Origin of the sequence: Paraburkholderia kururiensis (assembly GCF_034424375.1) — a bacterium.
GTDB classification, from domain to species: Bacteria; Pseudomonadota; Gammaproteobacteria; order Burkholderiales; family Burkholderiaceae; genus Paraburkholderia; species Paraburkholderia kururiensis_A.
Map to the genome: position 1 here is coordinate 3506687 of NZ_CP139965.1, position 13177 is coordinate 3519863.

Sequence of the window (13177 nt, forward strand, 5' to 3'; positions counted from 1 at the left end):
TTCGGGATTTCCCGCTCGCTGACGAGACGGCGCGGCACATGCTGCCGCGCCGCGTCGGCTCAGACGATCCGCATGGAGTAGTCGGTGGCGCGCAGGTCTTTCGTGAGCGCGCCGATGGACACGCGGTCCACGCCCGTTTCGGCGATCGTGCGCACCGTGTCGAAGTTCACGCCGCCCGACACCTCGAGCACCGCCCGTCCGGCCGTGATGCGCACCGCTTCGCGCATTGCGTCGAACGAAAAGTTGTCCAGCAGAATGGAAATGGCGCCGTGCGCAAGCGCCGTTTCCAGCTGCTCCAACGTTTCCACTTCGATCTGGATCGACACGCCGGACTGCAATGCATGAGCGGCATCCATTGCCGCGCCCACGCCGCCCGCCGCGGCGATGTGGTTTTCCTTGATCAGGATGCCGTCGTATAGCGCAAGCCGCTGGTTCGCCCCACCGCCCACGCGCACCGCGTATTTTTGCGCGAGCCGCAAACCAGGCAGCGTCTTGCGCGTATCGAGAATGCTGGTGCGCGTGTGAGCGATTGCGTCGACGTACCGCCGCGTCACCGTCGCCACGCCCGACAGCAACTGCAAGAAATTGAGCGCGTTGCGCTCCGCCGTGAGCAGCGCGCGCGCGGGGCCGCGCATCCTGCACACCACCGAATCGGCGGCCATCCGATCGCCTTCGCGGTAGTGCCAGCGCACTTCGATGCGTGCATCGACGCTCGCCATCACCTTGCCGAACCACAGCACGCCGCAAAGAACCGCATCTTCGCGGACGACGATGCGCGCCTCGCGCATGCTGTCTGCCGGCACGAGCCGCCCTGTCACGTCGCCCGTGCCGACGTCTTCCGCCAGCGCATCGGCCACATTGCGCGCGAGCGCCGCATCGAACGCATCGCCGTATTGCGCACGGATGGCCGGATAGAGCGGCGAGACGGCATCCACGCCAATCAATTCGAGTGCGCCCATCAAGCGGCCCCCACGTTGGAGAAGAGCGACGCGTCGCGGGCGAGGTCACCGCTCGCCTGCACGCGTGTCTTGTGACGCGCGGCGAAATCGAGCATGCGATCGATAGGCAGCTTCGCCCGGCCGGCGATGGATGGGTCCACGAAGATTTCGTTATGGCCGCGCTCCAGCACCTCGGCCAGATTCGCAAGGCCGTTCATCGCCATCCACGGGCAATGCGCACAGCTCTTGCAAGTGGCGCTGTTGCCCGCTGTGGGCGCCTCGATGAACGTCTTGCCTGGCGCGGCAAGACGCATCTTGTGCAGGATGCCGAGGTCCGTCGCCACGATGAAGTGCGTCGCGTCGAGCTTGCGCGCCGCGTCGATCAGTTGTGTGGTCGAGCCCACCACATCGGCCAAGGCGACGACGCTTGCCGGCGATTCCGGGTGCACCAGCACCTTCGCGTCCGGATATTGCCCGCGCAGCAGATCGAGTTCGATGCCCTTGAATTCGTCGTGAACGAGGCACGAGCCCTGCCACAGCAGCATGTCCGCACCCGTCTTCTTCTGGATGTAGCTGCCCAGATGGCGGTCCGGCGCCCAGATCAGTTTTTCGCCGCGTGCGTGCAGGTCAGCCACGATCTCCAGCCCGATCGACGACGTCACCATCCAGTCCGCACGCGCCTTCACGGCCGCACTCGTGTTTGCGTACACGACCACGGTGCGGTCCGGGTGCGCGTCGCAAAACGCCGAGAATTCGTCCACGGGGCAACCGAGATCCAGCGAACAGGTCGCATCGAGATCAGGCATCAGCACGCGCTTGCCGGGGCTCAGAATCTTCGCCGTTTCGCCCATGAATCGCACGCCCGCCACAACCAGCGTGTCGGCGTCATGGTCGCGACCGAAGCGCGCCATCTCGAGCGAATCGGCCACGCAGCCGCCCGTCTCGTCGGCAAGCTCCTGCAACTCTGCGTCCACGTAGTAGTGCGCAACGAGCACCGCCTTTTCGCGCGCGAGCAGCGTGCGGATGCGCGCCTTCAGCTCGGCCTTCTCCGCCGCCGACGGCGCGTCCGGCAACCTCGCCCAGGCTTGCCCGACGCTGCACACCCCGCCCTGCGGGCGGTCGTACTCGACGCTCCTGATTGGCTGACTCATGATCTCCTCTGCCCTGCCGATGCCGCCTGCACGATCAGGCTTTACGAAAGCCGATATGAGGCCGGCGGCCCAAAAAGCAAAACCCCGCCAACGCGGGGTTTTGTGACGTCTTCAAATTTTAATGGATTTTGGATTTTCTGCTCAGGCGTACCGGCGCAGACGCATCGCGAATTCCTGGAGCGCCTTGATGCCGCTTTGCTCGGCACGATGGCACCAGTCCTGGAGTTGCGCGAGCAGCTGTTCGCGCGAAGCGTTGGAGCGCTCCCAGATCGCTGCCAGCTCGTTACGCAGTTCGATGAACGTGCGCAGCTTCTGGCTGTTCGCGAAGATCTGCGGCAACTGACGGCGCTGCGGCTCGTTGAGGCCCGCCTCGTCCTTGTGGAACCATTTGCGCGCGCTACGCATGAGTTGATACTTCTCGCGCGCGCCCATTTCCTTGAGGTGCGCGAGCTCCTGGCGATACGCACGCTTGACGGTCTTGGCGTAGCGCGCCATCACTTCATACCGGTTGGAAAGCACGGCCTGAAGCGTGTCCTGGTCGAGCACCATCTTGCCCTTCGCGAGGCGCGGCGTAGGCGCCACCTTCTTGACCTTCGCGAGACCCACCGCCGACATCAGACGGATATACATCCAGCCGATATCGAACTCGAACCACTTGCTCGACAGCTTCGCGGAAGTCGCGAACGTGTGGTGGTTGTTGTGCAGTTCCTCGCCGCCGATGATGATGCCGATCGGGAAGATGTTGGTGCTGGCATCGGCCGAATTGAAGTTGCGGTAGCCCCAGAAGTGCGCGAGCCCGTTGACGACACCGGCCGCCCAGAACGGAATCCACACCATCTGCACGGCCCACACGCTGAGCCCGACCACGCCGAACAGCGCGACGTCGATCACCATCATCAGGCTCACGCCGAGAATCGGATAGCGCGTGTAAATGTTGCGCTCGATCCAGTCGTTCGGCGTGCCGTGGCTGAAGCGGCGCATGGTCTCTTCGTTCTTCGCTTCAGCGCGATAGAGTTCGGCGCCTTCGAGCAGCACCTTCCAGATGCCGCGCGTCTGCGGGCTGTGCGGGTCTTCTTCGGTTTCGCACTTGGCGTGGTGCTTGCGATGGATCGCCGCCCATTGGCCAGTGAGCATGCCCGTGGTCATCCACAACCAGAGACGGAAGAAATGCGCTGCGGCGGGATGCAGATCAAGCGCGCGATGCGCCTGACAGCGATGCAGGTAAACCGTTACGCCGACGATCGTGACGTGCGTCACCGCGAGCGTGAAAAGCAGGATTTGCCACCACGAAAAGTGCAGCAGTCCGTGGGCCAGAAAATCGAGCAAGGAATTCAACAAGGCACTCTACCTGTGAAACGAAAACGGAGGAAACGGCCCGGGGAGGGTACAGCGTAGCTGTCAAGGAAGTGAAAGCATCAACCGGGTAGCCGCATTCTACTCGAAGCGCTCCAAGTGTTTGTAACAAAGGAGGTTTTTTTGTACGCAGACAACGCGGACAACCTTACTGCGGGGACAGAACACAAGCCGCAACGCCGCTCGACAGCGAGCCCCACGGTCGAGGCAACTCCCCTCCCGAACCAAGTATGAGTGTGGGATTGCAAAGCCCGTGCCGCGCCCGTCCCAAGCCGCAAGCTTCCATGTCGCCGCAGCGTAGCGCGCCGCCCGAACCCGTTCGCAGTCGCGCTTAGGGCGCCGCCGCGGCGGCTCCGTCGGCGACCGTACGGTCCGTGACGGCCGCGACTTGCGACACTATGTCGCTGCCCGCGCCGCCCACGATGCGCACCTCGCACTGGGCGTACGGAATCGAAATGCCGTTCTGCTCGAAGAGGCGCCAGATGTTGAGGTTCACGGCCGAGCGCACGGCCGCGGTGCCGTCGGCGGCATCCTCGATCCAGAAGCCGAGCTCCAGATTGATGCCGTCCGCACCGAAGCCCGTGAGGTAAGCGGCCGGAGCCGGGTCGTCGAGCACGCGCGGCACGCCGCGGGTCGCCTCCACGAGCAGCGCCATTGCGCGTTCAATGTCCGCCGTGTAGGCCACCTGCACGGGCAGCGCCGCCCGGCCGCGCGTGAGGAACGACGACTGGTTCTGCACGACGTCGGTAATCAGTTTTTCGTTGGGCACCAGCGTTTCGGTACCGTCGAGACCGCGCACGACGGTGTAACGCGTGCGGATCTGCGCGACGCGGCCCTGCAGCCCGCCCACCGTGATCGCGTCGCCGATGCGCAGCGACCGGTCGATCAAGATGATGAAGCCCGACACGTAGTTGCTCGCGATCTTCTGCAAGCCGAAGCCGAGCCCCACGCCGAGGGCGCCGCTGAATACACCGAGCACCGTGACGTCGATGCCCACGAGCGACAGGCTCATGAGCACCGCCGCCAGCATGAGGAGCGCACGCCCCACGCGCGAGAGCACCACCTTGAGATTCGCGTCGAGCGTCGTGGACCGCATCAGCCGGTCTTCCAGCGCCGCGCCCGCCCAGACGGCCACGATCATCGTTACCGTGACCCACAGCAAGCCTGTGCCTAACGAGAGCAGCGTGAGATGCACGTTGCCGACGCGAAAGCGCACGCCGCTCATCCACGTCATTACGTCGTCCTGCACTCCCATCACGGTGAGCACCATGCCCACCCACACGACGAGCGACACGACTTTCTCGACGATGCCGAGCCACACGTGCGTCTCGCCGTCGCGTCCAAACACGCGCCGCGCAACGAAGAACGCGATGTAGATGAGCCCGATGCCGAACAGCGGCACAAGTGCGAGGTCGAGCAGCCCGGTATGGATAAACTGGCTCGCGACAGCCGAAGTCACCCACACCACCGCGGCGCCCACGAGCGGAAAGAACGCCCGGTTCAAACTTTCGGCGCCGAAGCGCAGCGACTCGTAGCGCGTCTGGCGGCGCAGGTCGAGCGCGTGCCGCAATGCCCGCGCCACGAACCAGGCCACGACGAGCGCCGCAAGCAGCAGCCCGGCCTGCCAGAGGATGACCGGCTGCCCGTAGTCGCGGACCACGTCGCCGAGCATGTGGGAAAACAAACGGTTCTGCATAGTCTGTCTGCTCGCTGCGCCGCTCCGGGACTCCAACGGAGCGGCAATCGCGCTTACTGTTGCGCAGCCGCCGGGTCTGCCGCCGCCCCACCCACTGCACCGCGGCGCTCCAGCACCGCCGCGAAGAAGCCGTCGGTGCCGTGCCGGTGAGGCCACAGCGAAAGGTAGTCGCCCGTGTCCAGTTCGATGCGCTGCTCTGCCAGCACGTCCTTCGCGCTCACCAGCGCGAAGTCGGGATGCTCGGCGAGGAACTGCGTGACGATGGCCTCGTTTTCCGCCTCGAGCAGGCTGCACGTCGCGTAGACGAGCCGGCCGCCCTTCTTCACGAGGCGCGCCGCGCTGGCGAGAATCGACGCCTGCTTCGGCGTGAGTTCCTCCACCGACTCCGGCGTCTGCCGCCACTTCAGATCGGGATTGCGGCGCAACGTGCCGAGCCCGCTGCACGGCGCGTCCACCAGCACGCGATCGATCTTGCCCGCGAGGCGCTTGATCTTCGCGTCGTGTTCGCTGTCGATCAGCACCGGATTCACGTTCGACAAACCGCTGCGCGCAAGGCGGGGCTTGAGCTTGGCGAGCCGGCGCTCCGACACGTCGAAGGCATACAGACGCCCCGACGAGCGCATCGCCGCGCCGAGCGCCAGCGTCTTGCCGCCGGCGCCCGCGCAAAAGTCGACGATCATCTCGCCGCGCCGCGGCGCGACGAGCGAGCACAGCAACTGGCTGCCTTCGTCCTGCACTTCGATCCAGCCGTTCTGGAAAGCATCGAGCTTCGTGAGCGCCGGCTTGCCCGTCACGCGCACGCCGAACGGCGCGAACGGCGTGGCGCCGGCCTCGATGCCGGCCGAGGCGAGCGCCGCGATCACCTGGTCGCGCGTCGCCTTCATCACGTTGGCGCGCAGATCGAGCGGCGCCGGGTAGTTGAGTGCGGCGGCGAGCTGAGCGAGCTCGGCAGCGTCGAAGCGGCTTTCCAGCGACTTCACGATCCACTCGGGCAGGTTCATCTGCACCCGCAGCGGCAAGCTGGCCGGATCGACCTTCGCCACACGCTCGAGCCACTGCGCTTCGTCATCCGACACGAACGGCCGCACCGCCGAGCGTCCCACGGTCTGCATCAGACCCAGCAGCGCGAGCCGCCGCGCCGGGTTGCCCGTGCCGCTTTCGGCCAGGTTGGCGAACTCCATGCGCCGTCGCAAAACCGCGAACACCGCCTCGGCGATGATGCCGCGTTCGGCATGCCCGAGCTTCGGATGCGCACGGAAGAAGCGGCTCGTCACCGCATCGGCAGGACCGGCGAATTTGAGCACTTCGGCCAGCAGCGTTTCGATCTGTCCGATCAGGAAACCATGGAGCCTCATGTGCCCTCCCCGGTGATGGATTGTGTATCGACCGGCGCAGCGGCGGCTTCGTCGGCAAAGAACCACTGCGGCTCGGGCGGCGTGACGGTGACGCGCAGGCCATCGAGCGCAAGACGCCCTTCGACGAACCAGCGCACGGCGCGCGGATAAATCACATGCTCGGCTTCGAGCACGCGTGCGGCGAGTGCCGCGGGGTCGTCGCCCGTGCGGACCGGCACGACGGCCTGGGCGACGATGGGCCCATGATCGAGCTGCGAGGTGACGAAATGCACCGACGCGCCATGCACGCGCACGCCGGCGTCGAGCGCCTGCTGGTGGGTCTTCAACCCCGGAAAGCTGGGCAACAGCGAAGGATGAACGTTGAGCATGCGGCCCGCGTAGCGATCGACGAAACCGGCGGTAAGCACGCGCATGAAGCCGGCGAGCACGACGAGGTCAGGCGCAAAGCTGTCGATTTCACGCGCCAGCGCGGCATCGAACGACTCGCGGTCGGGGAACTGGCGATGGTCGACCACCGCGGTGGCGATGCCGTGCGCCGCCGCGAATGCGAGGCCGGCGGCGTCCGGGCGGTTGGCAATCACGGCGGCGACACGCGCCGGCCACGCTTCACGCGAGGAGGCACGCACGATGGCCTCCATGTTGCTGCCCCGCCCTGAAATCAGGATCACGAGATTTTTCATCCGGGGATTTTATCATCCGGGCCAACCAAAAACCGTGCCACGGCGGCGGGAGCGGCCCCGAGCGTTTATAATCTCCTGTTTCGTCGTGCGGCCCTGCGGCCGTCACGCTCGCCCTCGTCCGTTCGCACGCTAACTGCCTGCCCGCTATCGTGAGAGTCTTCCGCGGTCTTCCCAATGCCGAGAGCCGCGCGCCCTGCGCACTCACCATCGGCAATTTCGACGGTGTCCACCGCGGACATCAGGAACTGCTCGCGCGTGCGCGCGCCGCGGCCGACGCGCGCGGCCTGCCGGTCTGCGTGATGACCTTCGAGCCGCATCCCCGCGAATTCTTCAACCCTGCGGGCGCTCCGCCGCGCATCGCCATGCTGCGCGACAAACTCGAGGCGCTGCGCACGAACGGCGTGGACCGCGTCGTCGTCGAGCACTTCAACCACACGTTTGCAAGCCAGTCGCCAGACGCCTTCGTGGAACGCATCATCGTGAGCGGCCTGCACGCGCGGTGGGTCATGATCGGCGACGACTTCCGTTACGGCGCAAAGCGCGCCGGCGACTTCGTCTCGCTCAAGGCCGCCGGCAACCGCTACGGCTTCGAAGTGGAGCAGATGCCCACCATCGCGGATCCGTCCGGTGCGCGCATTTCGAGCTCCGGCGTGCGCGCCGCGCTCGTGGCCGGCGACCTCGACGCGGCCCGTGCGGCGCTAGGCCGGCCGTACGTGATCAGCGGGCACGTCGTGCACGGACTCAAGCTGGGCCGTGACCTCGGCTTCCCGACGCTGAACCTGCCCATCGCGCACAAGCGGCCCGCGCTCGCCGGGATCTTCGTCGTGCGCGTGCACGGCATCGAAGACGAACCGCTGCCCGGCGTGGCGAGCCTCGGCCTGCGGCCCACCGTCGACGACTCGGGGCGCGTGCTGCTCGAAGTGCATCTGCTCGACTGGCATGGCGACGCCTACGGCAAGCTCGTGCGCGTCGAATTCCTGAAGAAGCTGCGCGACGAGGAAAAGTACGTCGACCTCGAAACGCTGACCGCGGCCATTGCACGCGACGTCGTCCATGCGCGCGAATGGTTCGCCGCAGCGGGCGCCGACGCTCCGGGTAGCCGCGCCACCGGCTTCGCCACATCGGCCACCGACCGAATTAGATGATTGCGGCGTGAGCCGGGCTCGCACACGCCACCCGGCTCACGCCGGCCTGTGCCGCCCGTCGCGTTGCGCCCCATGCTCGCACCGGCCGGTCGCAGGCGCGTGACGGACCATCGTCCTGTTGTCCGCGCCCGACCAGCCACCGAACACCACGCGTCACCCGAATTCACCGTGATCTGACCATGAGCGACAAGAAATCCAGTTCCAAAGCCGAGGCGAAATACCCGGTCAACCTGCTCGACACGCCGTTCCCCATGCGCGGCGACCTGCCCAAGCGCGAACCGCAGTGGGTCAAGGAATGGCAGGAGCGGAAGATCTACGAAAAGATCCGCGCCGCAAGCAAAGGCCGCAAGAAGTTCATCCTGCACGACGGCCCGCCCTACGCGAACGGCGACATTCACCTCGGCCACGCGGTGAATAAGATCCTCAAGGACATGATCGTCAAGGCACGCAACCTCGCGGGCTATGACGCCGTGTACGTGCCGGGCTGGGACTGCCACGGCATGCCCATCGAAATCCAGATCGAAAAACAGTTCGGCAAGTCGCTGCCCGCCACCGAGGTCATGCAGAAGGCGCGCGAATACGCGGCCGGCCAGATCGAAACGCAGAAGAAGGGCTTCCGGCGTCTCGGCGTGCTGGGCGATTGGGACAACCCGTACAAGACCATGAACTTCGTGAACGAGGCGAACGAAATTCGCGCCCTCGCAAAGATCATGGAAAAGGGTTACGTGTTCCGCGGCCTCAAGCCGGTGAACTGGTGCTTCGACTGCGGCTCGGCGCTGGCGGAAGCGGAAGTCGAGTACAAGGACAAGACCGACCCGACCATCGACGTCGTCTTCCCGTTCGCCGAACCGGACAAGACGGCGCACGCATTCGGGCTCACGGCGCTGCCGCGCGCCGAAGGCGGCATCGTCATCTGGACCACGACGCCGTGGACCATTCCCGCGAACCAGGCGCTGAACCTGCATCCCGAGATCGTCTACGCGCTCGTCGATACGTCGCGCGGGCTGCTGATTTTTGCCGAGGAACGCGTCGAGGCGTGTCTCAAGGACTTCGGTCTGCAAGGCCGCACGCTCGCCACCGCGCCGGGCGCGAAGCTGGCCGGCCTGCGCTTTCATCATCCGCTCGCGTCGGCGCATCCGGGCTACCGGCGCACGGCGCCCGTCTATCTCGGCGACTACGTCACGACCGACACCGGCACCGGCATCGTCCACTCGTCGCCCGCCTATGGCGTGGAAGACTTCGTGTCGTGCAAGGCGCACGGCATGGCCGACTCCGACATCATCAACCCCGTGATGGGTGACGGCCGCTACATCGAGTCGCTGCCGCTCTTCGGCGGTCTGTCCATCTGGAGCGCGAACCCGAAGGTGGTGGAAGCGCTGCAGGCGGCGGGCACGCTCCTGCGCAGCGAAAAGTACACGCACAGCTACATGCACTGCTGGCGCCACAAGACGCCCATCATCTATCGCGCCACCTCGCAGTGGTTCGCGGGCATGGATGTCACGCCGAAGGGCGGTGGCAAGACGCTGCGCGAAACGGCGCTGGAAGGCATCGAGGCCACCGCGTTCTACCCGTCGTGGGGCAAGCAGCGCCTCTACGCGATGATCGCGAACCGGCCTGACTGGACGCTCTCGCGCCAGCGCCAATGGGGCGTGCCGATGGCGTTCTTCGTCCACAAGGAAACCGGCGAACTGCATCCGCGCACGCTGGAGCTGCTCGAGGCAGTGGCGAAGCGCGTGGAAGCGTCGGGCATCGAGGCGTGGCAGTCGCTCGATCCGCGCGAGCTGATCGGCGACGACGCGAATCTCTACGAAAAGAACCGCGACACGCTCGACGTGTGGTTCGACTCCGGCACGACGCACTGGCACGTCCTGCGCGGCTCGCACGCAAACGAGCTGCAATTCCCCGCCGACCTTTACCTGGAAGGCTCGGACCAGCATCGCGGCTGGTTCCACTCGTCGCTGCTCACGGCCTCGATGCTCGACGGCCGTCCGCCCTACGACGCGCTACTCACCCACGGCTTCACCGTGGACGGCGAAGGCCGCAAGATGAGCAAGTCGCTCGGCAACGGCGTGGACCCGCACGAGGTGGCCAATCGCCTCGGCGCAGAGATCATCCGCCTGTGGATCGCGTCGACGGACTACTCCGGCGAACTGGCAATCTCCGAGGAAATCCTGAAGCGCGTGACGGAAAGCTACCGGCGCATCCGCAACACGCTGCGCTTCCTGCTTGCCAACCTCTCGGACTTCGACTTCGGCAAGCACGCGCGGCCGGTCTCGGAATGGCTCGAGATCGACCGTTACGCCGTCGCGCTCACGGCCGGTTTGCAGGGCGACGTACTCGCGCACTACGACCGCTACGAATTCCACCCGGTGGTCGCGAAGCTGCTCACGTTCTGCTCCGAAGACATGGGCGGCTTCTACCTCGACGTGCTGAAGGACCGGCTCTACACGAGCGCGCCGGATTCGACCGCGCGCCGCGCCGCGCAGACGGCGCTCTATCACATCACGCACAGCCTGCTGCGCGTGATGGCGCCGTTCCTCTCGTTCACAGCGGAAGAAGCGTGGAAGGTGTTCCAGCCCAACAGCGAGACCATCTTCACCGAGACGTTCCACGCCTTCCCCGACGTGCCCGACGCCGCCATGCTGATCGAAAAGTGGACGCTGCTGCGTGCGGTGCGCGGCGACGTCACCAAGGCGCTGGAAGAAGCGCGCGTGGCGAACCTGATCGGCTCCTCGCTGCAGGCCGAAGTCGAGATTCGTGCGAGCGGTGCGCGCTACGACGCGCTCGCGAGCCTCGGCGACGACCTCAAGTTCGTGCTCATCACTTCGGCGGCCAATGTCGTGAAGGTGGAAAGCGAAGCAGACGAAGGCGTCGAGGTGATCACCTCGAAGTACCTCAAGTGCGAACGCTGCTGGCACTACCGCGCTGACGTGGGCGCGGACGCGGCGCATCCCACCCTGTGCGGCCGCTGCGTGGCGAACCTCTTCGGCAGCGGCGAAAAGAGGAGCGCGGCATAATGGCCAGAACCCTTTCGAAGCGTGCCGGTGGATCGCTGGCGCCGTGGCTGGGCGTGGCGCTGATCGTGATTCTCTGCGACCAGCTCACGAAGATCGCAATCGCAAAGGTGTTCGCCTACGGCGAAGGACGCGTGATAGCGCCGTTCTTCAACCTCGTGCTGGTGTACAACCGCGGCGCCGCGTTCAGCTTCCTCGCTGCGGCCGGAGGCTGGCAGCGCTGGGCGTTCACCGCGCTCGGCATCGTGGCGGCGCTCGTGATTTGCTATCTGCTCAAGCGCCACGCGGCGCAGCGGCTCTTCTGCACCGCACTTTCGCTGATTCTGGGCGGCGCGCTCGGCAACGTGATCGATCGGCTCGCCTATGGCCACGTAATCGACTTCCTCGATTTTCACGTGCGCGCATGGCACTGGCCGGCGTTCAACCTGGCTGACAGCGCAATCACGATCGGCGCCGCGCTGCTCGTGTTCGACGAATTGCGGCGCGTACGCGGTTCGCGCTAGGCGCACGCCGCTGAGCGTCTGAGAAACGAGGGGCGCCTGCGCCCCTGTGCAACGCCATGCCGGCGCACGCGCCGGCATGGCGTGAGTGTCGGAGACCTGCCTTGGCAACCGCTGAACTCGCTGGAAAACATCTCGTGCTCGGCATGACAGGCGGCATCGCCTGCTACAAGATCGCCGAGCTCACGCGCCTGCTGGTCAAGGCCGGCGCCACCGTGCAGGTGGTGATGACCGAGGCGGCCACGCAATTCATCACGCCCGTCACCATGCAGGCGCTCTCGGGCCGGCCGGTCTACACGAGCCAGTGGGACGCGCGCGTGCCGAACAACATGGCGCACATCGACCTGTCGCGCGAAGCGGACGCCATCGTAATCGCCCCGGCCTCGACCGATTTCCTCGCGAAGCTCGCGCACGGCATGGCCGATGACCTGCTCGCCACGCTCTGTGTGGCGCGCGAGTGTCCGCTGCTCGTCGTGCCCGCGATGAACCGGCAGATGTGGGCCAACCCGGCGACACAACGCAACGTCGCGCAACTGCGTGCGGATGGCGTCGAAACGCTCGGGCCGGATTCGGGTCCGCAGGCGTGCGGTGAAGTGGGCGATGGGCGCATGCTCGAACCCGAAGCCGTCTATGAGGCCATCGCCTCGTTCTTCGCGCCGAAGGTGCTGGCCGGACGTCGCGTGTTGCTCACCGCGGGCCCCACGTTCGAGCCTATCGATCCCGTGCGCGGCATCACCAACCGTTCGAGCGGCAAGATGGGCTTCGCGCTCGCGCGCGCCGCGCAACAGGCGGGCGCGGACGTGCATCTCGTCGCGGGTCCGGTCGCCCTCGATACGCCTTGGGGCGTCTTCCGCGAAGACGTGCAGACCGCACAGCAGATGCACGACGCGGTAATGCGCGCCGTCGCCGACTACGACATCTTCATCGGCGTGGCCGCGGTGGCGGACTGGCGCGTCGATCACACGAGCGATCACAAGATCAAGAAGACGGCCGACCACCGCCTGCCCTCGTTCACGTTCGTCGAGAACCCGGACATCCTCGCTGCCGTCGCGAGCCTGCCGCATCCGCCGTTCTGCGTCGGCTTCGCGGCGGAAAGCGGAGACCTCGACGTGCACGGCGAGGAGAAGCGCGTGCGCAAAAACGTGCCGCTTCTGATCGGCAACCTGGGCCCACTCACGTTCGGCCGCGACGACAACGAAGTCGTGTTGTTCGAAGCCAGTGGACAAACGAAACTACCGCGCGCGGACAAGCAGGCGCTCGCGAGTACGTTGATCGCCGAGATTGCGAAGCGGCTACCCGACACGAGCCTGATTTCGTAGCACGCGAGCTGAGGGAGCGAGTCGGG

At 66.0% G+C, this 13177-nt stretch carries 10 protein-coding genes; 4 read left to right on the top strand and 6 right to left on the bottom strand.

Annotated features, from left to right (window positions below; translation table 11 throughout):
* Positions 1-59: 59 nt before the first annotated feature.
* From nadC to purN, 6 genes are all read right to left on the bottom strand, one after another.
* Positions 60-959 (bottom strand): carboxylating nicotinate-nucleotide diphosphorylase, encoded by a 900-nt coding sequence (nadC, locus tag U0042_RS15610; protein WP_114814703.1) that lies wholly within the window; start codon positions 957-959, stop codon positions 60-62.
* Positions 959-2089, bottom strand: a complete 1131-nt coding sequence (gene nadA, locus U0042_RS15615; protein WP_114814704.1) for a quinolinate synthase NadA — start codon at positions 2087-2089, stop codon at positions 959-961. The genes nadC and nadA overlap by 1 nt, the downstream gene beginning before the upstream one ends.
* A gap of 141 nt (positions 2090-2230) precedes the next feature.
* A complete protein-coding gene (locus U0042_RS15620; RefSeq protein WP_114814705.1) occupies positions 2231-3427 on the bottom strand; it encodes a fatty acid desaturase in 1197 nt (398 codons plus the stop codon).
* Between the two features lie 346 nt (positions 3428-3773).
* The gene (locus U0042_RS15625; protein WP_114814706.1) at positions 3774-5138 is read right to left on the bottom strand and encodes a mechanosensitive ion channel family protein; all 1365 of its coding nucleotides are present in this window, start codon (positions 5136-5138) and stop codon (positions 3774-3776) included.
* Positions 5139-5191: 53 nt separating this feature from the next.
* Positions 5192-6493: an RsmB/NOP family class I SAM-dependent RNA methyltransferase gene (locus U0042_RS15630; protein WP_114814707.1), complete on the bottom strand. Its 1302-nt coding sequence runs from the start codon at positions 6491-6493 to the stop codon at positions 5192-5194.
* A complete protein-coding gene (purN, locus tag U0042_RS15635) occupies positions 6490-7173 on the bottom strand; it encodes a phosphoribosylglycinamide formyltransferase (protein WP_114814708.1) in 684 nt (227 codons plus the stop codon). Before purN ends, U0042_RS15630 begins: the two co-directional genes overlap by 4 nt.
* A 149-nt stretch (positions 7174-7322) precedes the next feature.
* Here purN and U0042_RS15640 point away from each other — a divergent pair, with 149 nt between their 5' ends.
* The 4 genes from U0042_RS15640 to coaBC all read left to right on the top strand — a co-directional run bounded on the left by U0042_RS15640 (position 7323) and on the right by coaBC (position 13151).
* Positions 7323-8318 carry a bifunctional riboflavin kinase/FAD synthetase gene (locus U0042_RS15640; RefSeq protein WP_114814709.1) on the top strand — a complete coding sequence of 332 codons (996 nt, stop codon included), beginning with the start codon at positions 7323-7325 and terminating at the stop codon, positions 8316-8318.
* 179 nt (positions 8319-8497) lie between these two features.
* The gene (ileS, locus tag U0042_RS15645) at positions 8498-11335 is read left to right on the top strand and encodes an isoleucine--tRNA ligase (RefSeq protein WP_114814710.1); all 2838 of its coding nucleotides are present in this window, start codon (positions 8498-8500) and stop codon (positions 11333-11335) included.
* Positions 11335-11835 (top strand): signal peptidase II, encoded by a 501-nt coding sequence (gene lspA / locus U0042_RS15650; RefSeq protein WP_114814711.1) that lies wholly within the window; start codon positions 11335-11337, stop codon positions 11833-11835. Before ileS ends, lspA begins: the two co-directional genes overlap by 1 nt.
* A 101-nt stretch (positions 11836-11936) precedes the next feature.
* Positions 11937-13151, top strand: a complete 1215-nt coding sequence (gene coaBC, locus U0042_RS15655; RefSeq protein ID WP_114814712.1) for a bifunctional phosphopantothenoylcysteine decarboxylase/phosphopantothenate--cysteine ligase CoaBC — start codon at positions 11937-11939, stop codon at positions 13149-13151.
* The last annotated feature ends 26 nt before the right edge of the window (positions 13152-13177 follow it).